The organism is Nocardiopsis deserti (assembly GCF_008638355.1).
Classification (GTDB): Bacteria; Actinomycetota; Actinomycetes; order Streptosporangiales; family Streptosporangiaceae; genus Nocardiopsis; species Nocardiopsis alborubida.
The window spans coordinates 117,229-139,101 of record NZ_ML703350.1 but is presented as its reverse complement, the minus strand read 5'-3'; the positions used below and the strand labels follow the sequence as shown (position 1 = coordinate 139,101).

The following is a 21,873-nucleotide window of genomic DNA, read 5'->3' as shown; positions in this document are numbered from 1 at the left end:
CGGCTGCGGCGAGGGGCCCGGTCCGGCACGGTCCTCAGCCGCGGGCGTCGGAACCGCTCAGCCCCACGGCCTCCTCCAGCTGGTCCCGGTTCATCTTCGACCGGCCAGGCACGTCCAGCTCCGAGGCCCGCTGGAGCAGTTCCCGCTTGGTGGCACGGCCCTCGCCCCGCCGCTCGACCCGGGTACCGCGCGTTCCGACCCCCCGGGGCTCGCGCGTCCTCCTGGCCCCCTCCGCCCCGGTGGACGCACGCGGGCCGCGCGAACGCGTGCCCTGGGTGCGCTGGGCCGGCAGGCTCTGGCGCAGGGCCTCCCCGAGGCCGTCCGCGTCCCCGGGGGGCGCGGTCTGCTCGGGCCGGTGGGTGAACGTCCTGCCCCCGGCCTTGGCACGCACCAGCTCGGTCAGTCGCTGGCCGTAGCTGTCGGCGTAGTCCTCGGGGTCCCACTCGATCGACAGGGACCTGACCAGCTCCCGGGCCAGTTCGAGCTCGTTCTTGGCCAGCGCGGCGTGGGCCACGGGCGGCATCACGTCGTCGGGTTCGCGGACCTCGTCGGGCCACCACAGGGTGGAGGCCGACAGCACCCCGCGGTTCGGCTCGATCAGGACGGGGTACTCGCGGTCGCGCAGGACGATGGTGGCCACGCCCGTGCGGCGGGTCTGCTCCAGGGCCGTGTACAGCAGCTGGTAGGCCCTGGCGTCGGCCGCGGACCTGGGGGCGACGTAGTAGGTGGCGGCGTACCACAGCGCGTCGACGGCGCCCTGGGACAGGAAGCCGGTCAGCTCCATGGTGCGCGAGCCGTGCGGGAGGATCTCCTCCAGCTCCTCCGGTTCCAGGACCACGTACTCGTCCTCGACCCCCGTGCGGGCCCCGCGCACGACGTCCTCGCTGGCGACCTCCTCACCGGTGCGCTCGTTGACGCGGACGTAGCGGATGCGGTCGGCCGTGCCCCGCTCGAACTGGTGCAGCACGGGTCCCCTGCGCTCGCGCGCGCTGTAGAGGCGCACGCCGACGGGCACCCTGCCGAACATGAGGGTTCCCACCCAGACCGGATTGACCATGACCCCCTCCTCTGCCCCCATCATTACCGCTACCAGGCAAAATGTCGGTCGAGAACGGCAAAGGACCCCCAAGGCGGGAAGGAACGGGAGCATCCGGGAGAACACGGGTCCGCACGCCCCCGCCCCTTGACCGACCGGTCGGTATTGCTACTGTCGCGGCAGTCCGTGATTGGAGTCCTCCCATGAGTACGACCGTCAGGGCCGCCGTCTTCTCCGAGCGCGGCGCCCCTCCCCAGATCCGCGACCTGGTCCTGCCCGACCCCGGTCCCGGCCAGGTGCGGGTGCGCCTGGCCGCGGCCGGGGTGTGCCACTCCGACCTGTCCCTGTCCAACGGCACCCTGGCGCAGAAGTGGCCCGCCGTGCTGGGCCACGAGGGCGCCGGGACCGTCGACGCCGTCGGTGAGGGCGTCACCGAGGTGGTGCCCGGCCAGCAGGTGATCCTGAACTGGGCCCCCTCGTGCCGCGAGTGCTGGTTCTGCCGCCAGGGCGAGCCGCACCTGTGCGAGCACGCGCTGGACCGCACCGTGCGGCCCTACGCCGAGCTCGCCGACGGCACGCCCGTCTACCCCGGCCTGGGCTGCGGCGCGTTCGCCGAGGCCACCGTGGTACCCGCCTCCGCCGTCGTGCCGCTGCCCGACGGGATCGACCCGGCGGTGGCCGCCGTGCTGGGCTGCGCGGTGCTCACCGGCTGGGGTGCGGTCAACAACTCCGCGGGCGTGCGCGAGGGCCAGTCCGCCGTGGTGCTGGGTCTGGGCGGGGTGGGCCTGTCGGTGCTCCAGGCCGCGCGCCTGGCCGGGGCCGACCCGGTGGTCGCGGTGGACGTCTCCCCCGCCAAGGAGGAACTGGCCCGCTCGCTGGGCGCCACCGAATTCCTGCTCGCCGACGACACGCTGGTCAGGGCCGTGCGCGCGCTGACGGGCGGGCGCGGCGCCGACCACGCCTTCGAGGTGGTGGGGTCGGCGAAGGTGGTGCGCTCGGCCTGGGACGTGTCCCGGCGCGGCGGCACGGTCACGGTGGTGGGCGTGGGCAGGCTGGACGACGAGGTGTCCTTCAACGCTCTGGAGCTGTTCCACCAGGCGCGCACGCTGCGCGGGTGCGTGTACGGCTCCAGCGACCCGGCGCGCGACATCCCGGTCATCGCCGAGCGGGTGCGCTCGGGAGAGCTGAAGCTGGCGGCGATGGTCACCGACGAGATCCCGCTCGAAGGCGTGCCCGAGGCCTTCGAGCGCATGGCCCGGGGCCGGGGCGGCCGGTCGCTGGTGCGCTTCGGGGCCTGAACGCGGCGGGCTCCGGCGGCGCCGCGCCAACGCGGTACCGCCGGGGCCGGGGCGTGCGGCCCGTCCCGGTCAGCGCCCGGGCCGCCGGACGGGGTTGCCGTCAGCGTCGAGCATGGTGACCTCCATGGGCGCCGCCTGGGAGAGCTGGAGGCGCTGCTGGCGCAGCGAGCGGCCGTAGGCGTAGGCGAGGGCGCACCAGAAGACCACGGGCGCGAGCAGGGATCCGGCGGACAGGAAGGCGTGGCACAGCGCCATCAGCGCCCCGTACGCGGTCAGGACCAGCGTCTGCTGGTACCCGTTCCCCCACTGCTGCCCTCCCAGCAACAGCGCGACGGCGGCGACCGCCGCCAGGGGACCGACGAGCACCGTCACCAGGGGGTAGACGACCACGAAGAGCACGACCGTGGTGGCCAGCCCGCCCAGGGCGAAGGACCAGGGCATCCAGCGCCACTCGGCGTCGGTGAGGTCGGGCAGGTGGACCCGCTGCCCGGGAGGGGATTGCCCGCGGACGCCGTCCCGGTGCCTCTCCAATAGCAGGGCCGCGACGAACAGCGCGGCCCACACCAGGACCGCGGCCGTCCCTGCCCAGGCCACGGGGTCGTCCGCCAGGACCGGGGGCGCCTCGGGGTCGTACCCGTGCAACCGGGGCGGGACGAGTCCGATGTCGGCCGGGGTGACGACCCGCGCGGAACCGACGAACGCCGCGGCCAGGAGGACTTCGGCCAGGGACACCCACGCCCCGGCCCACTGGAGGCGCGTCAGGGGCGAGGGACGGCCGGGTTCGGCGGGTTCGCCCAGGCGGCGGGTCAGGCGCCGCAGGAGCAGGGGCTGGGCGAGGAGGAAGAGCAGGGTCGCGAGCCCGATGAGGATGGCGAGCGGACCGGGATCGAGGGTCGGGGGATGGAAGTACACGTGGGGTCCTCAGTTATCGACACGTTGCGACCAGCGCGAACGGGGCCGGAGGGGGTCCGGCGGGCGCGGGTCGCACGATTGTGGCCGAGTCGGGAGGGTTTGTCACCTTCTGACAAACCCTGTGGCGCACGGCACACGTTGCCCTTGCCGCGCCGCCCCGGCAACGGCACAGTCGTCACCATCGCGCACGCCGTGCCCCGGGCACGGCCGACCTGAGGGGAACAGCATGGGTGGTAGCGGAGACGACCGCGCCGACGTCATCGTCGTCGGCGCCGGGCTGGCGGGCCTGACCGCGGCGGCGGAGCTGGCCGACGCGGGCAAACGCGTGGTCCTGCTGGACCAGGAGCCCGAGCAGTCCCTGGGCGGGCAGGCGTTCTGGTCCTTCGGCGGGCTGTTCCTCGTGGACTCCCCCGAGCAGCGGCGCATGGGCGTCAGGGACTCCGCGGAGCTGGCCATGCAGGACTGGACGGGCACCGCCGGGTTCGACCGCCCCGAGGACGCCTGGCCCCGCCGGTGGGCCGAGGCCTACGTGGACTTCGCCGCCGGGGAGAAGCGCTCCTGGCTCCACCAGCAGGGGATACGGTTCTTCCCCCTCGTGGGCTGGGCCGAGCGCGGCGGCTACCTGGCCGACGGCCACGGCAACTCCGTGCCCCGGTTCCACATCACCTGGGGCACCGGCCCGGGTGTGGTCGCGCCCTTCGAGCAGCGGGTGCGCGCGGCGGCCGAGCGCGGCCTGGTCTCGCTGCGCTTCCGCCACCGGGTGGACGAGCTGGTGGTCACGGGCGGGACGGTCACCGGCGTGCGCGGCGCGGTCCTGGCCCCCAGCGACGTCAGGCGCGGCGAGGCCAGCGGACGCGAGGCGGTCGGCGACTTCGAGCTCTCCGCCCAGGCGGTGATCGTCACCTCCGGCGGGATCGGCGCCAACCACGACCTGGTGCGCCGCAACTGGCCCGAGCGCCTGGGCACCCCGCCGAGGCACATGCTCTCGGGCGTGCCCGAGCACGTGGACGGGCGCATGCTGGCCATCACCGAGGAGGCGGGCGGGCGGGTCGTCAACCCCGACCGCATGTGGCACTACACCGAGGGCATCCAGAACTGGGACCCCGTCTGGTCCCGGCACGGCATCCGCATCCTGCCGGGACCCTCCTCGCTGTGGCTGGACGCGACCGGCAAGCGGCTGCCCGCGCCCTACTTCCCGGGGTTCGACACCCTGGGCACGCTGGAGCACATCATGCGCGGCGGCCACGAGTACACGTGGTTCGTGCTCTCGCAGAGGATCATCGAGAAGGAGTTCGCCCTGTCGGGGTCGGAGCAGAACCCCGACCTGACCGGGAAGGACGTCGGGCTCGTCCTCAAGCGGGTGCTGCCGGGAGCGCCGGGGCCGGTGGAGGCCTTCAAGCGCAACGGCGCGGACTTCGCCGTGGCCGACCGGCTGCCCGAGCTGATCCGCAGGATGAAGGCGATCGCGGGCGACGGCGTGCTCGACGCCGACACCGTCACCCGCGAGGTGGTGGCCCGCGACCGGGAGATGGTCAACACCTTCACCAAGGACCTCCAGGTGACGGCGATCCACGGGGCGCGCAACTACCGGGGCGACCGCCTGGCCCGGGTGGCGGCCCCGCACCAGATCCTGGACCCCAAGGCGGGCCCGCTGATCGCGGTGCGCCTGCACGTCCTCACCCGCAAGTCCCTGGGCGGCCTGCACACCGACCTGGACGCCCGGGTGCTGCGCGCGGACGGCACCCCGCTGCCGGGGGTGTACGCCGCGGGCGAGGTCGCCGGGTTCGGCGGCGGCGGGGTGCACGGCTACCGGGCGCTGGAGGGCACCTTCCTGGGCGGCTGCCTGTTCTCGGGGCGCACGGCCGGTCGGGCCGCCGCGGCTGCGCTGGGCTGACGCGCGCTCCTCCCGGGCGGGGTCGGCGGCCGAACCGTCTCCCCAGCCCGGGACCTGTGCGTCGCGATCCCGTCACTCCCCCGAACCGTCGTCCTCCGGCTCCCGCCGCTCCGGCTCGGGTCTGCGCGGTCGGCCGCGGCGGGGGATGGCCCCCGCCTCCTTGGGCATCCGCCCCGCGTCGTCCAGCGCGCGGCGCAGCAGGAACTCGATCTGGGCGTTGGTGCTGCGCAGCTCCTGCCCGGCCCACCGCGCGAGCGCGTCGTGGACGGCCGGGTCGAGCCGCAGCAGCACCTTCTTGCGCTCGGGCACTGCCACCTCACGCGGTCACTGGTACAGGGTTCCGGCGTTGACGACGGGGCTGGCGGGACGGTCGGAGCACAGCACCACGAGCAGGTTGCTGACCATGGCGGCCTTGCGCTCCTCGTCCAGTTCCACCACGCCTTCCTCGGACAGGCGGACCAGCGCGCGGTCGACCATGCCCACGGCGCCCTCGACGATCTCCTGGCGGGCGGCGATCAGCGCGCTGGCCTGCTGGCGCTGGAGCATGGCCTGGGCGACCTCGGAGGCGTAGGCCAGGTGGGTGAAGCGCGACTCCACGATCCGCACGCCCGCCGCCTCGACCCGCTCGCCGACCTCCCTGGACAGCTCCTCGGTGATGAGGTCGGCACTGCCGCGCAGGGAGCGGCTGGTGTCGGTGTCGTAGGAGTCGTAGGGGTAGTTGCCCGCGATGTGGCGCACGGCGGCCTCGGTCTGGATGGAGACGAACTCGACGAAGTCGTCCACCTCGAAGGAGGCGCGGGCGGTGTCCTCCACCTGCCAGACGATGACGGCGGCGATCTCGATGGGGCTGCCGGAGGCGTCGTTGACCTTCATCACGGAGGTCTCGTGGTTGCGGATGCGGGTGGAGACGCCCTTGCGGACGGTGAAGGGGTTGACCCAGCGCAGGCCGTCGGTGCGGATGCTGCCGACGTAGCGGCCGAAGAGCTGGACGACCTTGGCCTCGTTGGGCGCGACCATCTCCAGCCCGATGAAGAGCAGGAAGCCGACCACCGCGAGGACCACGCCGACGGCCACCAGGGGCACGGGCAGTCCGGCGATGGGCGAGATGGCGACGGCGACGCCGACGAGGAAGAGCAGGACGCTGACCACCGCCATCGCCATGCCGTTGACGTTCACGGCGGAGTGCTCTCTGTACTGGGGCGCCGGGGTGGGGGCCTGGCCGGGAGCGGTCATCTGAGGTTCCGTTCTCTTCTGGGTGATGACGCGAGCATAGCATTGTGATATCACTTTTAAAAGACACCCGGCCCGTGAGGGCCCCGAACCGAAGGAGGCGTGGACGCGATGAGCGCCGACACCCCCCGCCTGCGCCCGCCCCGCCACCGCGTGGACGCGCGCGCCGTCCGGTGGTGGACGACCCGGTCCCTGACCGTGACGGTCGTCCTCACCGTCATCCCCGTGGTGCCCGCGATCATCTGGGAACCGCCGCGCGCCTGGTTCCTGGCGGCCGCCGCCGTGATCGGCGGGATCGGGCTGCTGATCACCGTGGTCATGCCGCGGTGGCGCTACCGCGTCCACCGCTGGGAGGTCACCGACACGGCCGTCTACACCTCCAGCGGCTGGCTCTGGCAGGAGTGGCGTGTGGCCCCGATGTCGCGCATCCAGACCGTGGACACCGCGCGCGGCCCCCTCCAGCGGGTGTTCGGGCTCTCCAGCGTCACCGTGACCACCGCGTCGGCGGCGGGTCCGATCGAGATCGCCGGACTGGACCACGATCTGGCCACGCGGGTGGCCGACCAGCTCACCGACACCACCCAGGCGACCCCGGGAGACGCGACATGAGCGACGGACACCGCCCCGACCCCGAGGAGTTCCCCGCGACGTCCGGGCAGAGCGACCCGCCCGTTCCCTTCGAGGAGACCGCGCCCGCCGCCCCCGCCGGTGAGACCGTCCCGGCGGGGGAGCCCTCCCCCGCCGCCGACTGGCAGCGGCTGCACCCGCTCAGCGTGTGGGCGAGCGCCGTCGTCGTCGGGCTGTTCCTCGTCCCGAGCGCGATCGTGGGCACCGTCGTGCTCGTGGTGGCCGGGCAGCCCCTGTGGGCTCTGCTCCCGGTCCCCGCCGCGCTGGCGTTCCTCGCGCTCATGACCTACCTCGACCTGCTGCGCCTGCGCGCGACCCGCTACCGGGTCACCGGCGAGCGCATGGAGATGCGCTCGGGCATCATCGCCAAGTCCTACCGGTCCATCCCGCGCGAGCGCGTGCGCAGCGTCGACGTGGCGGCGCCGATCTACGTGCGGATCTTCGGACTGTGCTCGGTCACGGTCGGCACCGGCGAGAAGGTCGGGGCCGGGGCCGACCAGCTCCAGCTGCTCTACGTCACCGCGCAGCAGGGCGAGTGGCTGCGCCGCGACCTGCTGCGCCGGGGAGCGCCCGCCGCGGGCGCCGTGACCGGCACCGGGGAGACCGCCGAGGACGGCGCGGGCGAGGACGGCGAGACCGAACTGGCCAGTCTCGACCGCCGCTGGTTCGCCTACGCCCCCGCGACCACCGCCACCCTGGGCGTGGGCCTGGGCGCCATCGCCGGTCTGCTGGGCCTGAACGCCCAGACCGGCGGTGTGGGGTGGGACTGGGTCTCCGAGCAGGCCAACCTTCCCAGTGCGGAGGAGATGTCCTCCTTCGTGATGGGTCAGATCCTGGTCGTGGTTCCCCTGACATTGCTGGGGCTGCTGGTGTCCGGTGTGGTGGTCCTGACCGCCGTGGCCGTGGAGACCTGGTGGAACTACCGCCTCACCCGCGAGGCCGACGGAACCGTGCGGCTGCGCCGGGGCCTGCTGACCAGCGTGTCGCTGTCGGTGGAGGGGCGACGCCTCAACGGGGTCACGCTGCACGAGCCGTACGTGCTGCGGCTGTCGGGCGGGGCGGACGTGCGCGCGGTGGCCACCGGGCTGGCCGCGGCGGACGACCAGAAGACCAGCGCCAAGAGCCGCCTGTCCCCGTCCATGCCCCGGGAGCGGGCCCGGCGGCTGGCCGCCGACCTGATGCGCACGCCGGACTCGCCCCTGGACGTCGCGCTCGCCGAGCACCCCCGGACCGCGCTGCGCCGCCGCTTCACGCGGGCCGCGGTGGTCACCGTGCTGGGCGTGCTGCTCTCCGGGGCGCTGGCCTGGCTGCACACGCTGATCGCCGAGGCCTGGTGGGACGTGGTGCACGAGGTGGAGCGGGAGATCATCCCCGTACCGCTGGCCACGAGCACGGTGGAGGTCACGCCGAGCTGGGCGTGGGCGGTGCTGGCGGTGGCGATCGCGGCGGCGGCGTTCTGGTACGCGGTGGGCTCCTACCGGGGCCTGGGCCACGGGCTGCACCCGCGCTACCTGGTGGTGCGCAAGGGGATGGCGGTGCGCGACACAGTGACCCTGGAGCGGTCGGCGGTGATCGGCTGGCGGATCAACCGCTCGCCCTTCCAGCGCAGGCTGGGCCTGGCCGACGTGGCCGCCACGACGGCGGCGGGCCAGGGGATGTACGCGGCCAGGGACGTGGGGCTGGGCCAGGGCCTGGCCTGGGCGGACGAGGCCGTCCCCGAGCTGCTGGCGCCCTTCCTGGTGTACGGCGGACAGGGGGACGAGGGCGGTCGGGGCGCCGACGGCGGGCCGTCCCTCCCCTGACCCCGGGGCGGGCCCGCGGGCCGCGGTCCCGGTTCGCCTCCCCTGCGCGGAGCGGGAACCGGGGCCCGGTCACGGGAGTTCGGGCACCGTGTTGCGGATCGGGTCACCGTCGACCCGCAGGCCGCTGGTGTGCGTGAGCGCCATCTCCAGGAGGGGGTAGATCTCGAACACGCGCCACATGCCCAGCGCCTCCAGCACGCGCGCGGCGATGGGCGCGGGCTCGGCCAGGACCACGTGCCGCCCCTCACGGGTGAGGCTCTTGTAGACCGCCACGAGGGCACTGACGCCGCTGGCGTCGAAGAAGTCGAGCCCGGACATGTCCACCACCAGGCAGTCGCACCGCGAGGCGTGCGCGGCCTGGAGCAGCCGATCGCGCATGCGGTCGGCGGTGGCGAGGTCAACCTCGCCGTGGACGGGCACCACCGTCACACCCGTACAGGGGAAACGCTCCTGGGCAGAGAACCGGGCATTCCTCGCCACTCGGGCCACCTCTCACCGGACGTAACCTTTCCACTACGCAACCGCGTACGAGATCGTAACCTCTCCAGAGAGGCCGTGGGGGGCTTTCCGTGAGAAAAACCCGCGAAATCTCGCCGATGTGGCTGTAGGGACAGTCCCGTGTCACCCCGTCCGGCGGGCGCCGGGACGCACCCGCGCGCAGCCGCGGCTTCGACCCCTCACTTCTCCTCTCGGACACTCCGGGCACGCCCCCGCGCGTGGCCTTCCGTCCCCGAGTGCGGTAGAAGCGGTACAGGTGGCATCCCCGCGTGCCCGCGCCCACGGGCCGGGCCCGGGGCCGACCCCAGGGACAGCCCACGAGAAGGGAGGGAGCGGCGGGCCCCGGCCGACGGCCGGAACGCTCCGCCGCGCACCCGATGACCGAAACCGCCGACACCCAGCCCGGCTGGTTCTCCCCCGAGGAGCTGGAGAACATCCGCGGCCGCATGCCCGTCCTCTACGTCCAGGCGGTCCCCGTACGGGTGGACGAGGTGGGCCAGGTGACCCATGTCGGCCTGCTCATGCGGGCCACGCCCGACGGCAGCTTCCACCGCTCGGTGGTCTCGGGCCGCGTGCTCTACCACGAGCGGATCCGCGACGCCCTCCTGCGCCACCTGGAGAAGGACCTGGGCCCGGTGGCACTGCCGCGCGTCCCCGTCTCGCCGCAGCCGTTCACGGTGGCCGAGTACTTCCCCACGCCGGGGACCACCCCGTTCCACGACGCCCGCCAGCACGCGGTGGCGATGGCCTACATCGTCCCGGTCTCGGGCGACTGCCAGCCCCGCCAGGACGCCCTGGACCTGGTGTGGTTCACCCCGGAGGAGGCGGTCGGGGCGCACCTGCGCGAGGAGATGACGGGCGGCCAGGACGTGCTGGTGCGCCAGGCGCTGGCCCACGTGGGCCACGTCCCCTGATGCGGTCCGCTTCATCCGCCGTGGTCTTGTACTTGTAGCGGGGTTCGAACGCCGACACCGGCTACAAGTACAAGACCAACGCAGTTCAGAACCCGTGGGGACCTACACGCCCCGGGGTGCGTAGGCTCGTCCCATGTCCGAACCGCTCGTCGCCGACGCCCTCGCCCTGGCCTCCGCCACCGGCGGGTCCCGCCGCTCCGTGCTCGGCCTGGTCGGCGCCCCCGCCGCCGGGAAGTCCACGCTCGCCCGCCACCTGGTGGCCGGGGTCAACGGCGCACTGGGCCCGGGCACGGCCGGGTACCTGCCCATGGACGGCTTCCACCTGTCCAACGCCCAGCTCGACCGGCTGGGGCGGCGCAACCGCAAGGGCGCTCCGGACACCTTCGACGCGCACGGGTACGCGGCCCTGGTCCGCCGCCTGCTCACCGAGACCGGCCACCCCGTCTACGTGCCCGACTACGACCGCGTGCTGCACGAGCCCGTCGCCGCGCGGCACGTGATCGAGCCGCACACCCGGCTGGTGGTGACCGAGGGCAACTACCTGGCGGGCGACGAGGAGCCCTGGGCCGGGCTGCGCGGGCTGTTCGCGCAGCTGTGGTACGTGGAGGCCGACGACGACCTGCGCGAGCGCAGGCTGCACCGGCGCCAGGTCGCGGGCGGGGCGACCGAGGAGGCCGCACGGGAGTGGGTGGAACGCAGCGACCGCCCCAACGGGGAGCTGGTCAAACGCTTCCGGGACAACTGCACGCGGGTGGTGCGCCCCGGGCCCCTGGCCGAGGACTGAGGTCCGCCCCGGGCGCTGTGGCGCCCGGGCCCGCGGAAAACCCCAGACGGACACAGAGGGAACATATGTCCATATAGTGAGACAAATGTTTCATACAGTGGCGAGCGGAGTTAGCATCCAGCCATCCGCACCCACTGACCTGGAAAGAAGTCCCATGACGGACGTCGCCCCACGCGCACCAGAAGAGGCCGGACCACCGGCCAATCCCAAGAGGAAGGTCCTCACGGCCAGCCTCGTGGGGACGTCCATCGAGTTCTACGACTTCTACATCTACGCGACGGCCGCGGTCCTGGTCTTCCCCGCGCTGTTCTTCCCCGAGGGCGACATGCTGGCGGCGCGGCTCCAGTCGCTGGCCACCTTCGCCATCGCCTTCGTCGCCCGCCCCATCGGCTCCTGGGTGTTCGGCCACTTCGGCGACCGCATCGGGCGCAAGGCCACCCTGGTGGCGTCTCTGCTGACCATGGGCATCGCCACCGTCGGGATCGGCCTGCTGCCCACCTACGCGCAGGTGGGCGTCCTGGCCCCGCTGCTGTTGGCGGTGTGCCGCTTCGGCCAGGGCCTGGGACTGGGCGGGGAGTGGGGCGGGGCGGCCCTGCTGGCCACCGAGAACGCCCCTCCTGGAAGGCGCGGCTTCTACGGCTCGTTCCCGCAGCTGGGCGCGCCGATCGGGTTCTTCCTCGCCAACGGCGTGTTCCTGATCCTGAGCCAGTTCATGAGCGACGCGACCTTCCTGGCCTGGGGCTGGCGCGTGCCGTTCCTGCTCTCGACCCTGCTGATCGTGATCGGCCTGTGGGTCCGACTGACCCTGCACGAGACCCCGGCCTTCGCGAAGATCGTCGCCTCGGGCGAGCGGGTCAAGGCGCCGATGGTGGAGGTGTTCCGCACCAACTGGCCCGCCGTGGTGCTGGGCACGCTGATCATGCTCGCCACCTACGTGCTGTTCTACCTAATGACCGTGTTCTCGCTGGGATTTGGCACCGACCCGGTGGCGGGCCTGGGCTACGACCGGTCGCAGTTCCTGGTGTTCCTGATGGTGGGCGTGGTGTTCTTCGGGGTGTTCACCCCCGTCGCGGGCCTGCTCGCCGACCGGTTCGGCCGCAAGCCGGTCCTGGTCTGGGTCACCGTCGCGATCATCGTCTTCGGCTTCGCCATGGGCCCGCTGATGGGCGGCGGCGGCACGGTCGGCGTGCTGGCCTTCCTCATCGTGGGACTGAGCCTGATGGGTCTGACCTTCGGCCCGATGGCCGCCGTGCTGCCGGAGCTGTTCCCGACCAAGGTGCGCTACACCGGCGCCTCGGTGGCCTACAACCTCGCGGGCCTGCTGGGCGCCTCGTTCGCCCCCTACATCGCGACCTGGCTGGCGGGCACCCTGGGACTCAACTGGGTCGGCGGCTACCTGGTCCTGGTCGGCGCGATCACCCTGGTGGCGCTGCTGATCAGCCGTGAGACGCGCGACGACTCCCTGGACGAGACCCCGGTGCGGGTGACCGGCCGGTAGGACGCGCTCCGTCGGGGGCGGGCCGGGCGGGCACAGCCCCCTACCCGCCCCTCCTCACACGATCCGGTGCGGCGGTTCGCGGCCCTCGACGAAGGCCGCCACCGTGGCCGCCCACACCTGTCGGCGCCGCTCCTGGCACTCGCGGGTGTTGGCGGCGAACCGGGAGCTGAGCACCAGGTTGTCCAGCGGCGGGTAGGGGTTGCGCTCGCCGACCAGGTCCAGTCCCGCGCCGCGCAGACGCCCCGCGCGCAGCGCCTCCGTCAGCGCCCCCGGGTCGACGACCTCGTTGGGCGAGATGCTCACCAGGACCGCCGAGGGCTTCATCAGGGCGAGTTCCGCCGCGCCCAGCAGGCCGTGGGTCGCGGTGTCGAGCGGCAGGGTGAGGAAGACCGCGTCGGACGCCGACAGGAGTTCGTCCAGCTCCACCTGCACGGAGCCCTCGGCCCTGCGCGGACTGCGGTTGGTGTGGACGACCTCCATGCCCAGGCCGCGCACCATGCGCGCCACCCCCGCGCCGATGCCGCCCATGCCGACGATCCCCGCGGTCCCTCCCGAGAGCTCCATGGCCTGCTCCCCCGCGCACAGCAGGTCGCCCGAGCGGACGCGTGCGTGGACCGGCACGACGCTCTTGGCCACGGCCATCATCAGCGCGACGGCGTGCTCGGCCACGGCGGAGCCGGTGTACCCGGCGGTGTTGCACACGGCCACGCCGCGCTCGCGGCAGTGCTCCAGGTCCACGTACTCCACAGCCGTGGTGGTGGCCACGACCAGTCGCAGATCGGGCAGCAGGCGCAGGTTCTCCGCGCCCAGGTCCGTGTAGGTGGTGACCAGGACCCGGGTGTCCGGGTGGCGCCGGAACTCCTCGGCCGGGTCCAGGTCACCGTCGGCGGTCTGGACCCAGTGCGTCTCCAGCGCGTCGGACAGGTGGTCCAGGGTGTCGGTGGGAAGGGGGTGTCGGTCGTTGAGCACGAGGCAGCGGACGGGCTGGGTCAAACCGTTCCTCCCGGGGGTGGTGGGTGTTGTGCGGGGCCGCGGCGCGGGCTTGTACGGCGCCGCCGACCGCGGCTCGGGCCTGCCCGGTGTCTCCGACCCGCCCGGCGCGGGCCTCGCCGGTGGGGTCCGCGGGCACTGCGACCGGGTGTTCAGGGCCGGGGAGCCGACGCGTCGCCCAGGACCTCCCCGACCTGCCTGTAGCGCTTCCAGGCCAGGCCGCGCAGGAACTCCCCGGCGTTCTCGCCGTGGGCCTCCCAGACGTCGGGGGCCCACTCCTGCTCCAGATTGCGCCAGCCGGTCAGGGGATACAGGTGCTGGAAGGGCGGCGGCGGGGGCATCTCCGCCGCCACGCGCTCGGCCAGGGAGGCCAGCCGGGGGCGGTCGACCTCCCCGACCAGGGCCAGGGCCTCGGCCAGATCGGTGTTGCCGCCGCCCAGACCGTACCCGTTGAGGGAGCCGTCCACGAGGTCGAAACCCGCCTCCAGCGCGATCCGGGAGTTGGCGACCGCGTGGCCGAGGTTGTCGTGGCCGTGGAAGCCCGCCAGACCGGGCCAGGCGGCCCGCACCCCCGCGAAGAGCTCGGCGGCGTGCTCGGGCAGCAGCGCGCCCCGCGAGTCGGCCAGGTAGAGCCAGTCGGCGACGCCCGCCCGGGCGACGCGCCCGGCCGCGGCGGCCAGCTCCCCGGGTTCGTAGGCGGTGACGCTGATGAGGTTGAGCGAGCAGGTGACGCCGGTGGCGCACACGGCCTCCGCCGCGGCGAGCACGTGGTCCAGCCGCTCCACGGGACAGGTCAGGCGGACCACGTCGAGCACCTCGGCGCGGGGCCGCAGCAGGGCGGCGACCTCCTCCGGGCTCCTGCCGTTCACCCCGAGCATGGCGACGACGCGGGCCCGTCCGGCGTCCTCGCCGACCTGGCGCAGCAGGTCGGGCGTGCACTGGAGCGTGGGTTCGCGCCCGGGGTCGTCGCTGATGTAGCCGACCTCCACGTAGGGCACGCCCACCTCGCCGAGGACCTTGGTGTGCTCGCGCACGGTGGCGTCGGTGAAGCGCCAGGCGTTGAGGTAGCCGCCGTCGCGCAGGGTGACGTCCAGGATCCGGGGCCGCCGGGGTTGGGCGGCGGTGTGTCGAGCGGGCAAGCTGTGCCTCCTGACAGGCGCCGGACATTCACCCTAAGTAAGTTGACCGTTACCCGGGGGAATCAAACATTCCGCCTCGCCCGGGAACGGGCCGGGCCCGTTCGCCTCCGGCCCGGGAGGACCCTCCCGGCTGTTTGCGCCGGTCGCCCCCGGGGGTAGTCGGGGAGCGGGGACCTTCGCCGACGACGCGTGGGCCGCGCCTCCGGGCCCGCCACCCGCGAGAACGGTGGAGGAAGGACACGGGGGCACTCTTCTCGGGGGAGCTTGTCATGGCTGGATCAGAGGACACCGACCGGATGAAGCCGCCGCCGGTGTCGGTCACGGGGCCGGTCGCACCGCCGGAACAGCGGAGGGCGTCCGACGAGTACGCGGGGACCGACCGCCTCGCCGACGAGCAGGAGCTGCTGGAGGGCGCCGACATCATCGAGGGCGACGACGGGGCCAGCTTCACCGTCCTGGAGCGCCAGACCTGCTTCAACCTGCTGGACACGCGCGACATCGGGCGCGTGGCCTTCACGATCGAGGGGGACGCGGCGCCCACGGTCCTGCCGGTGAACTACACGATGGTCGACGGGGGCGTCGTGTTCCGCTCCACGCTGGCCGGGGCCATCATGCGCCACGCGCGCGGGTACGCCGCCTTCCAGGTGGACAGCCTCGACGAGGAGCGCCGCGAGGGGTGGAGCGTGCTGGCCAGCGGGCGGTGCGCGTGGATCCGCGACGCCGCCGAGCTGGCACGCCTGCCGCAGGGCCGCCTGCCCCGCCCCTGGGCCGAGGGGCAGCGCGACCAGGTCCTCAGGATCACGCCCGGAAGACTGAGCGGGCGGCGGATCCACCGGCGCTGACCCCGCGGCCCGGCCGGAGGGGTCCGGAGCACGGTGGTCCGGAACCGGGCGGGCCCGGGAGCGGCCTCGGCGGCCCCACGGGCACCGGTCAGTCGGCGGGACGGTGCAGCAGGAACGCCCCGGCGTAGACGGGCCGGTCCGAGCGCTGGCCGTCGGTGGCCACGTACTCGTCCAGGACGGCGACGATGCGGCGGTCCAGCTCCGCCACCTCCTCGTCGGACAGGTGCAGCACGAAGCGCGAGTAGGTGCGCACCGACTCCGGTCCGGCCTCGCGCAGCTCCTGCTGGAAGGCCTCCACCGGCGCGACGGCGGAACCGGCGTCGGTGTCCAGAAGGGGGCCGTCCAGCCACCAGGTCTCCCCGGTGGCGCGGTAGGGCTTCTCCAGCGCGCCGCTGGTTCCGGTGCGCACGGGCGCGGGCAGCAGCAGGCCCGCGTCCACGAGCTGGCGGACGTGGTGGAGGACCGTGCCCGGGTTCACCTTGAGGCGGTCGGCCAGCTCCTTGTTGGTGAGTTCCCGGGTCAGGCAGAGCCGCAGGATGCGCACCCGCAGCGGGTGGGCCAGGGCCTTGGCCTCCTGGACCGTGGCCGGTCGTCGCGTGCGCGGGCGGGGCGCGGCCCCGTCCTGTTCCGGTTCTGCCATGAGCCGAGGGTAACAACGGCCGGGCTTCGGTCGATCTTCGGGGAATCGATTGAGATTTCCCAATCGATCTGTCATTCTCGATCGCATGACGGACGACACCCCCCTGCACGCCGCTCCCCCGCCGGTGCCGCGCCCCGCTCCGCTGGGAGCCGCCTTCTGGAACCTGTGGACCTCCTCGGCGCTGTCCAACCTCGCCGACGGCGTCCTGAAGACGGCGCTGCCGCTGGTGGCGCTGCGCTTCACCGACTCCCCCGCCCTCATCGCCGGGGTGACCTTCGCGCTGACCCTTCCGTGGCTGTTCTTCGCGCTCCCCGCGGGCGCCCTGGCCGACCGGCTCGACCGGCGCCGGACGATGCTCGGCGCCAACCTCGCCCGGGCGCTGCTGCTCGGCGCCCTGGCACTGTCCCTGGCCCTGGACCTGGGGTCGGTCTGGCTGCTCTACGCGGTGGCGCTGTGCATCGGGGTCACCGAGACCCTCTACGACACCTCGGCCCAGTCGATCCTGCCCCAGCTGGTCGGCCGCGGCCGGCTCCCCCGGGCCAACGGACGGCTGCACGCCGCCGAGCTGACCGCGAACCAGTTCCTCGGCCCTCCCCTGGGCGGCCTGCTGGTGGCGGTGGGCACGGCCGTGGCGTTCACCGCCCCGGCGGCGCTGTGGCTGGTCGCGGTGGGCGCGCTGCTGCTGGTGCGCGGCCGGTTCCGGTCCGAGCGAACCGCGCCCGCCACCCTGCGCGCCGACATCTCCGAGGGGCTGCGCTTCCTGTGGCGCGACCGGATCCTGCGCTCGTTCGCGGCGATGGTGGGCGTCAGCAACTTCGGTACGAGTGCGGCCTTCACCGTCTTCGTCCTCTTCGCGGTGGGCCCGGGCTCGGCCATGGGCCTGTCCGAGCCCGCCTACGGCCTGCTCATGACCGCCGTCGCGGCGGGCAGCGTTGTCGGCGCCCTGGGCGCCGCTCGGGTCGAGGTCCTGTTGGGGCGGTCCTGGTCGTTGCGGATCAGCGTGCTCACCTTCGCCGTGCTCGTCGGCCTGCCCGCGGTGACCGCCGATCCCGTCCTGGTCGCGGCGGGCTTCTTCGTGGGTGGCGTGGGGATAGCGGTGTGGAACGTCGTCACGGTGTCGCTGCGCCAGCGGATCACCCCCGATCCCCTGCTCGGCCGGGTGAACAGCGCCTACCGGCTGCTGGCCTGGGGCACCATGCCGCTGGGCGCCGCGGCGGGCGGCCTCGTCTCGGAGTTCCTCGGTCTGACCTGGGTGTTCGCGACCATGGGTCTGCTGTCTCTGGGTCTGCTCATCGGGCTGGCCCGGCTGGACGACGCCGCCCTGGCCGCCGCGGAGCACCGCGCCGACGAGGAACGGGGGGCCGACGGGGAACGGTGAAAAGCGGTGGACTCCTCCGGCCGCGCGGTGAAGCATGGAGGACCATGACCCCACCCGAAGAAGAGGTGCTGGAGGGCGGCAACGTCGCCGACCAGGTGGTGCGCGTGGGCCGGACCGTGCGCAAACCGTGGCGGCGCTCCTCTCCTTCCGTACTGCTCCTGCTCGAACACCTGCACCTGTGCGGCTACGAGGCGTCCCCTCCCGCGGTCGGCAGGGACGAACGGGGCCGCCAGGTGCTCGGGTACGTGCCGGGGACGATGGCGGACCGGATGGCGCCGATGACGCCGGGGGAGCTGCGTCGGCTGGGCGGGATGATCCGCCGCCTCCACGACCTGACCGCCGGGTACCGGCCCCACGAGGAACCGGTGTGGGAGGTGCCCATCCCGCACGAGCGCGAGGAACTCGTCTGCCACAACGACCTGGCGCCGTGGAACCTGGTGCGCGACGGCGACGCCTGGACCTTCGTGGACTGGGACGGCGCCGGACCGGGTACGCGCATGGGCGACCTCGGATACGCCGCGCACGGGTTCGTGCCGCTGCACGAGGGCGGGGACCCCCGGCGCGACGCGCGGCGGCTGCGCGCCCTGGCCGACGGGTACGGGTGCGACGGGGCCCAGCGCCGCGAGCTGCCCGACGCGGTCCTGCAACGCGTGCGCGGCATGTACGAGCTGCTGACGGAGGGGGCCCGGACAGGCGTGCAGCCGTGGGCGCGCCTGCACGCGGAGGGGCACGCCGAGCACTGGGGTCCGGCGTCGGAGTACGTCGAGCGCAACCGCGGGATATGGCGGGAGGCCCTGCTGCGCTAGCGGTCCGGCCGGAAAAGTTGCTGGCGGGACCAGAGGCGTCCACACACAGATGATCCTGTACCTGTAGCGAGGTTGGAGCGCCGGGGCGCGCTATGAGTACAAGATCACGACGGAGGGGGAGGTCCCGGTGTACCTCCCCGGTCACCGCGTCAGGAGGCGGTCCACACGAAGGCCACCGAGATCGGGTGGCCCCGGAACCTCTCCCACTTGGGCTTGGCCGCCACCCAGGTGTCGTCCACGGTGCCCTCCGACATCTCGGCCAGCCGCCACCCCGCCGCCGAGGCGGCGCGCACGTGGTCGCTGATGAGGTGGACGTGGGTGGCGATGGCGATGTCCTCGCCGGAGGCGTCGGTGTAGTGGGTCGGCATCCCCGAGACCATCGAGAACTGCGGGTGGTAGGCGACCAGCACGCAGGTCCCCCCGGGCCGGACGAGCCGCCGGGCCTCGGCGTAGAAGGGCGCCAGGTCCGGCAGGTGCTCGTCGATCAGAGAGGCGATGACCAGGTCGTAGGCGGCTCCTGGCAGGCCGGTGTCGCGCACGTCGCCCCGGGTGAGGCTGTCGTGGGCGCCGCGCTTCTCGGCCAGCGCCAGCATGCCGGAGCTGAGGTCGACACCGTCCACGCGCCCGACCTCGCGGCCGCGCAGCCACGAACCGGTGCGGCCGGTGCCGCAGCCCAGGTCGGCGGCGCGGGCGACGGCCGACCAGTCGGGGACGGTGAGGCCGTCCAGGAGGGCGAGGTCCATGGCGTCCAGGACGGAGCCCTCGTAGGTGCTGGACCAGCCGTCGTAGCCGGTGGCCACGTCGACGGTGCGGTAGTGGCGGGTGTCGAAGTCCGCGAAGTCAGGCATGGGGGCGAGTATGGCGTGGTCGGTCCGGGGAAGGCGAGCCCTTTTCGGGCGTGCCCGCCACCGGGAAAACCGGTTGCCGCCGCCGTGGGAGGGCTTCTAGGTTGGTCTCCATGTGCTGCTTCCAGGCGATCACCGGCCGGGCCCACGCCTGGCCGGTGAGCTGCCACACCCACGTCTTCCGGCCCCGGTCCCCGCGTCTGGGCCGGTAGCCCCCGCCCCAGCCGCCGCGGCCCCCTTCGGTGGGGTCCGTCCGGCCCGCTGGGAGCCCCGCCCCGCCGTCCGCGTCGCGCGCGTGTCCACGACCGCGTGCCCGGGGGGTGTGGGGAGGGGCGCCCCGCTCCGCCGCCGTTGACGCATGCGCGCCCGCGCGTACCCGCGCGGCGGCGGACCCGGCGGCGACCGTGGACGACACCTCTTCTCCCGTGTGACCCTCCGGTCCAGGCACAGTCGCGTCCCTTCTTCCCTCGGACGGGCTGCCCGGACCTCCTCTTCGCTGTCGCGCGCCGTGTGGTGTGCCCGTCCGTGCCGCCCGTCCTCGTCGGCCACCGCAGGGTGGCTGGAACGGACCTTCCGTGGCACGTACCGAACGTTCCCGTCGCACGGGTGCCGGTGACGACCGGCGCCGCTTCTCCCAGAACTTCCTGGCCGACCCCGGCACGGCCCGCCGCGTGGTGGCGGTGTCCGGTGTCGGCCCCGCCGACCTGGTGGTGGAGGTGGGACCGGGCGAGGGCGCCCTCACCCGTTTCCTCGCCCCGGCCGCCCGGCGGGTCCTGGCCTACGAGATCGACCCGCGCCTGGCCGAGCGGCTCTCCGCGCGCTACCGCGACCCCGCGAGCGGGGTGCGGGTGGTGCGGGCCGACTTCACCCGGGTGCGCCCGCCGCGGGGTGAGTTCCACCTGGTGGGCAACATCCCCTACGCGCGCACCGCGGACATCGTGCGCTGGTGCCTGGGCGCGCGGGGTCTGGCCTCGGCCACGCTCGTCACCCAGCTGGAGTACGCGCGCAAGCGCACCGGCGGGTTCGGTCGGTGGAGCCGGTTGACCGTGCTGACCTGGCCGGAGTGGTCGTGGTCGCTGGCCGGGCGGATCGACCGTCAGCGGTTCCGGCCGGTGCCGCGGGTGGATTCGGGCATCCTGGTGCTGCGCAGGCGCCGGGCGCCCCTGGTGGACCCGGGGCGGATGGGCGGCTACCGGCGTCTGGTGGAGCTGGGCTTCGGGGGCGCGGGCGGGTCGCTGGGGGCTTCGCTGCGCCGCGCCCACCCCGCCCGGCGGGTGGAACGGGCACTGGCCCGCGCCCAGGTCGCGGCGGGTACCCCCGTCGGGCACGTGGACCCGGGGCAGTGGCTGGAGGTCTTCCGGGCGCTGGAGGGCTGAGGCCGCGCGTCACGCTCACGCCCGTCCGTGTCGGGCGGACGGGCGTCCGAGGTGGGTGCGTTCTGCCCTAATCTGGGCGCATGCGCACCCCTCTTATGCTTCCCCTGTCACTCGTCCTCGTGCTGCCCGTGCTCGGATGCGCGGCGCAGGAGTCGTCGCAGGTTTTCGAGGAGTCGTACCGCGTCGCCCACCCCGTGGGCGCCTACGAGCACGAGTTCCGCGGGGAGGCCGACGTCGTCTACACCGTGGACGACGTCTCCTTCCCCGAGGACGGGCGTGCGGACTTCACCCTGGAGGTGGAGGTCCCGGACCTGGGGCGGGTACTCGGTTTCGGCGAGTTCGAGACCGTGTGCGAGGCGGGAGGAGCCGAGACGGCCGCCGAGGGCGAGATCACCCTCGGCGAGACCGAGGCGGGCTCCTACGCGTTCCCGATGCAGTGCGACATCGCGCCCGGGAGCGAGGAGCTGCGGATCATCGTCCGCCACGACGGCGAGGAGATGGTGTTCACCGGGCCGGTCGGCTGACCGGCCCGGCCCCCTCAGGCCAGGAAGTCCAGGAGGGCGGCGGTGAGCTCGGCGGGCGCGTCCTCCTGAATCAGGTGCCCGGCCCCGGGCAGGACGCGCAGCCGCGCCCCGGGGATCGCGGCGGCGAGCCGTCGGCCGCGGTCCGGGGGCAGCCAGGTGTCCTCCTCACCCCATACCACCAGCACCGGCAGGTCGAGGTCGGCGTAGGAGCCCTCGACCTCGGCGGTGTGGCGCTCGTCGGCCTGGGCGATCTGCCGGTAGAACGCGGGCTGACCGTCCGCGCCGAGCCAGGGGCGCACGAGCGCGTCCAGGACGGCGGCCCGGAGTCCGCGGTACGCGGCGGAGGAGACGTAGGCGCGCACCAGCGCCTCGTGCAGGTGCGGGGGCAGCGCTGCGAACACGTCGGCGTTGGCGTTGACGAGGCGGAAGAAGTCGCTGCCCCAGGGACGGACGCTGACCGCGTCGACCAGGGCGAGGCGGTCGTAGACGACCCCGTCCAGGACGGTCGAGCGCAGGGCCACCGCACCGCCGAAGTCGTGCGCCACCACGGCGGGGCGCTCCAGCCCCCAGTGGTCGAGCAGGGCGGTGAACGCGGCCTGCTGGGCGGCCAGCGACACGTCCTGCCCCTCGTGTTTGGCCGAGGCCCCGTAGCCGGGCATGTCCCACACGTGGACGGTGTACCGGGTGCTCAGGGCGCGGGCGACGTGGCGCCAGACGTGGGAGGAGAAGGGCGTGCCGTGCATGAGCACGACCGGGTCCCCGTCTCCGAACCGGGCCCAGCGCACGGTTCCGTTGTGCGCCTCGAAGCTCTGGTCGAGTGTCCAGGCGTCCTCGCTCATG

At 73.6% G+C, this 21,873-nt stretch carries 22 protein-coding genes; 12 read left to right on the top strand and 10 right to left on the bottom strand.

All coding sequences use genetic code 11. The annotated features are described in order from the left end of the window. Positions 1-34 precede the first annotated feature (34 nt). Entirely contained in the window at positions 35-1,057 is a 1,023-nt protein-coding gene (gene ku / locus FYW99_RS07935; protein ID WP_150251328.1) for a non-homologous end joining protein Ku, read from the bottom strand. Between the two features lie 182 nt (positions 1,058-1,239). On the opposite strand from ku, the gene FYW99_RS07930 reads away from it, so the two are divergent. Next, on the top strand, positions 1,240-2,334 hold the full coding sequence (locus tag FYW99_RS07930; protein WP_150251327.1) for an alcohol dehydrogenase catalytic domain-containing protein: 1,095 nt from the start codon (positions 1,240-1,242) through the stop codon (positions 2,332-2,334). Positions 2,335-2,403: 69 nt separating this feature from the next. On the opposite strand, the gene FYW99_RS07925 is transcribed toward FYW99_RS07930, so the two are convergent. Continuing rightward, the gene (locus FYW99_RS07925) at positions 2,404-3,246 is read right to left on the bottom strand and encodes a hypothetical protein (protein WP_150251326.1); all 843 of its coding nucleotides are present in this window, start codon (positions 3,244-3,246) and stop codon (positions 2,404-2,406) included. Between the two features lie 226 nt (positions 3,247-3,472). On the opposite strand from FYW99_RS07925, the gene FYW99_RS07920 reads away from it, so the two are divergent. Next, positions 3,473-5,140 carry an FAD-binding dehydrogenase gene (locus tag FYW99_RS07920; protein WP_150251325.1) on the top strand — a complete coding sequence of 556 codons (1,668 nt, stop codon included), beginning with the start codon at positions 3,473-3,475 and terminating at the stop codon, positions 5,138-5,140. 72 nt (positions 5,141-5,212) lie between these two features. On the opposite strand, the gene FYW99_RS07915 is transcribed toward FYW99_RS07920, so the two are convergent. After that, entirely contained in the window at positions 5,213-5,449 is a 237-nt protein-coding gene (locus tag FYW99_RS07915) for a type II toxin-antitoxin system antitoxin (protein WP_150251324.1), read from the bottom strand. A 15-nt stretch (positions 5,450-5,464) separates the two neighbouring features. After that, a complete protein-coding gene (locus FYW99_RS07910) occupies positions 5,465-6,373 on the bottom strand; it encodes an SPFH domain-containing protein (RefSeq protein WP_150251323.1) in 909 nt (302 codons plus the stop codon). A 108-nt stretch (positions 6,374-6,481) separates the two neighbouring features. Here FYW99_RS07910 and FYW99_RS07905 point away from each other — a divergent pair, with 108 nt between their 5' ends. Next, complete coding sequence (locus FYW99_RS07905; RefSeq protein WP_150251322.1) at positions 6,482-6,979, top strand: PH domain-containing protein; 498 nt, start codon at positions 6,482-6,484, stop codon at positions 6,977-6,979. Further along, positions 6,976-8,799 carry a PH domain-containing protein gene (locus tag FYW99_RS07900; protein WP_150251321.1) on the top strand — a complete coding sequence of 608 codons (1,824 nt, stop codon included), beginning with the start codon at positions 6,976-6,978 and terminating at the stop codon, positions 8,797-8,799. The genes FYW99_RS07905 and FYW99_RS07900 overlap by 4 nt, the downstream gene beginning before the upstream one ends. 69 nt (positions 8,800-8,868) lie before the next feature. On the opposite strand, the gene FYW99_RS07895 is transcribed toward FYW99_RS07900, so the two are convergent. After that, positions 8,869-9,228 (bottom strand): STAS domain-containing protein, encoded by a 360-nt coding sequence (locus FYW99_RS07895; RefSeq protein WP_150251320.1) that lies wholly within the window; start codon positions 9,226-9,228, stop codon positions 8,869-8,871. A gap of 446 nt (positions 9,229-9,674) precedes the next feature. Between FYW99_RS07895 and FYW99_RS07890 the strand changes: the two genes are divergently transcribed. The 3 genes from FYW99_RS07890 to FYW99_RS07880 all read left to right on the top strand — a co-directional run bounded on the left by FYW99_RS07890 (position 9,675) and on the right by FYW99_RS07880 (position 12,493). After that, on the top strand, positions 9,675-10,211 hold the full coding sequence (locus tag FYW99_RS07890) for an NUDIX hydrolase family protein (RefSeq protein WP_150251319.1): 537 nt from the start codon (positions 9,675-9,677) through the stop codon (positions 10,209-10,211). 133 nt (positions 10,212-10,344) lie between these two features. After that, positions 10,345-10,995 carry a nucleoside/nucleotide kinase family protein gene (locus FYW99_RS07885; RefSeq protein WP_150251318.1) on the top strand — a complete coding sequence of 217 codons (651 nt, stop codon included), beginning with the start codon at positions 10,345-10,347 and terminating at the stop codon, positions 10,993-10,995. A gap of 154 nt (positions 10,996-11,149) precedes the next feature. Beyond that, positions 11,150-12,493 (top strand): MFS transporter, encoded by a 1,344-nt coding sequence (locus FYW99_RS07880; protein WP_190394586.1) that lies wholly within the window; start codon positions 11,150-11,152, stop codon positions 12,491-12,493. Positions 12,494-12,547: 54 nt separating this feature from the next. On the opposite strand, the gene FYW99_RS07875 is transcribed toward FYW99_RS07880, so the two are convergent. Then, the gene (locus FYW99_RS07875) at positions 12,548-13,486 is read right to left on the bottom strand and encodes a 2-hydroxyacid dehydrogenase (protein WP_223838855.1); all 939 of its coding nucleotides are present in this window, start codon (positions 13,484-13,486) and stop codon (positions 12,548-12,550) included. A 149-nt stretch (positions 13,487-13,635) separates the two neighbouring features. Next, positions 13,636-14,622: a beta/alpha barrel domain-containing protein gene (locus FYW99_RS07870; RefSeq protein ID WP_150251317.1), complete on the bottom strand. Its 987-nt coding sequence runs from the start codon at positions 14,620-14,622 to the stop codon at positions 13,636-13,638. Between the two features lie 269 nt (positions 14,623-14,891). On the opposite strand from FYW99_RS07870, the gene FYW99_RS07865 reads away from it, so the two are divergent. Next, positions 14,892-15,464 carry a pyridoxamine 5'-phosphate oxidase family protein gene (locus FYW99_RS07865; protein ID WP_394350339.1) on the top strand — a complete coding sequence of 191 codons (573 nt, stop codon included), beginning with the start codon at positions 14,892-14,894 and terminating at the stop codon, positions 15,462-15,464. 88 nt (positions 15,465-15,552) lie between these two features. On the opposite strand, the gene FYW99_RS07860 is transcribed toward FYW99_RS07865, so the two are convergent. Beyond that, the gene (locus FYW99_RS07860) at positions 15,553-16,104 is read right to left on the bottom strand and encodes an ArsR/SmtB family transcription factor (protein ID WP_150251316.1); all 552 of its coding nucleotides are present in this window, start codon (positions 16,102-16,104) and stop codon (positions 15,553-15,555) included. Between the two features lie 85 nt (positions 16,105-16,189). On the opposite strand from FYW99_RS07860, the gene FYW99_RS07855 reads away from it, so the two are divergent. Further along, on the top strand, positions 16,190-17,482 hold the full coding sequence (locus tag FYW99_RS07855; protein WP_190394585.1) for an MFS transporter: 1,293 nt from the start codon (positions 16,190-16,192) through the stop codon (positions 17,480-17,482). 44 nt (positions 17,483-17,526) lie between these two features. Further along, positions 17,527-18,288 (top strand): phosphotransferase, encoded by a 762-nt coding sequence (locus FYW99_RS07850; RefSeq protein ID WP_150251315.1) that lies wholly within the window; start codon positions 17,527-17,529, stop codon positions 18,286-18,288. A 149-nt stretch (positions 18,289-18,437) separates the two neighbouring features. On the opposite strand, the gene FYW99_RS07845 is transcribed toward FYW99_RS07850, so the two are convergent. Next, positions 18,438-19,136 (bottom strand): class I SAM-dependent DNA methyltransferase, encoded by a 699-nt coding sequence (locus FYW99_RS07845; RefSeq protein ID WP_150251314.1) that lies wholly within the window; start codon positions 19,134-19,136, stop codon positions 18,438-18,440. A 572-nt stretch (positions 19,137-19,708) separates the two neighbouring features. On the opposite strand from FYW99_RS07845, the gene erm reads away from it, so the two are divergent. Further along, a complete protein-coding gene (gene erm / locus FYW99_RS07840) occupies positions 19,709-20,509 on the top strand; it encodes an ErmE/ErmH/ErmO/ErmR family 23S rRNA (adenine(2058)-N(6))-methyltransferase (RefSeq protein WP_150251313.1) in 801 nt (266 codons plus the stop codon). 80 nt (positions 20,510-20,589) lie between these two features. Continuing rightward, positions 20,590-21,033, top strand: a complete 444-nt coding sequence (locus tag FYW99_RS07835) for a hypothetical protein (RefSeq protein WP_190394584.1) — start codon at positions 20,590-20,592, stop codon at positions 21,031-21,033. Between the two features lie 14 nt (positions 21,034-21,047). Here the strand turns inward: FYW99_RS07835 and FYW99_RS07830 are convergent, their stop codons facing one another. Then, positions 21,048-21,872, bottom strand: coding sequence for an alpha/beta fold hydrolase (locus FYW99_RS07830; protein ID WP_150251312.1), 825 nt, complete (start codon positions 21,870-21,872; stop codon positions 21,048-21,050). Between the last annotated feature and the right edge of the window lies 1 nt (position 21,873).

Bases quoted from the DNA above. Each gene is read 5' to 3' on its own strand.
- ku (WP_150251328.1), bottom strand. From the start codon at position 1,057: ATGGTCAATCCGGTCTGGGTGGGAACCCTCATGTTCGGCAGGGTGCCC.
- FYW99_RS07930 (WP_150251327.1), top strand. From the start codon at position 1,240: ATGAGTACGACCGTCAGGGCCGCCGTCTTCTCCGAGCGCGGCGCCCCT.
- FYW99_RS07920 (WP_150251325.1), top strand. From the start codon at position 3,473: ATGGGTGGTAGCGGAGACGACCGCGCCGACGTCATCGTCGTCGGCGCC.
- FYW99_RS07910 (WP_150251323.1), bottom strand. From the start codon at position 6,373: ATGACCGCTCCCGGCCAGGCCCCCACCCCGGCGCCCCAGTACAGAGAG.
- FYW99_RS07905 (WP_150251322.1), top strand. From the start codon at position 6,482: ATGAGCGCCGACACCCCCCGCCTGCGCCCGCCCCGCCACCGCGTGGAC.
- FYW99_RS07900 (WP_150251321.1), top strand. From the start codon at position 6,976: ATGAGCGACGGACACCGCCCCGACCCCGAGGAGTTCCCCGCGACGTCC.
- FYW99_RS07890 (WP_150251319.1), top strand. From the start codon at position 9,675: ATGACCGAAACCGCCGACACCCAGCCCGGCTGGTTCTCCCCCGAGGAG.
- FYW99_RS07885 (WP_150251318.1), top strand. From the start codon at position 10,345: ATGTCCGAACCGCTCGTCGCCGACGCCCTCGCCCTGGCCTCCGCCACC.
- FYW99_RS07880 (WP_190394586.1), top strand. From the start codon at position 11,150: ATGACGGACGTCGCCCCACGCGCACCAGAAGAGGCCGGACCACCGGCC.
- FYW99_RS07865 (WP_394350339.1), top strand. From the start codon at position 14,892: ATGGCTGGATCAGAGGACACCGACCGGATGAAGCCGCCGCCGGTGTCG.
- FYW99_RS07860 (WP_150251316.1), bottom strand. From the start codon at position 16,104: ATGGCAGAACCGGAACAGGACGGGGCCGCGCCCCGCCCGCGCACGCGA.
- FYW99_RS07855 (WP_190394585.1), top strand. From the start codon at position 16,190: ATGACGGACGACACCCCCCTGCACGCCGCTCCCCCGCCGGTGCCGCGC.
- FYW99_RS07850 (WP_150251315.1), top strand. From the start codon at position 17,527: ATGACCCCACCCGAAGAAGAGGTGCTGGAGGGCGGCAACGTCGCCGAC.
- FYW99_RS07845 (WP_150251314.1), bottom strand. From the start codon at position 19,136: ATGCCTGACTTCGCGGACTTCGACACCCGCCACTACCGCACCGTCGAC.
- FYW99_RS07835 (WP_190394584.1), top strand. From the start codon at position 20,590: ATGCGCACCCCTCTTATGCTTCCCCTGTCACTCGTCCTCGTGCTGCCC.
- FYW99_RS07830 (WP_150251312.1), bottom strand. From the start codon at position 21,872: ATGAGCGAGGACGCCTGGACACTCGACCAGAGCTTCGAGGCGCACAAC.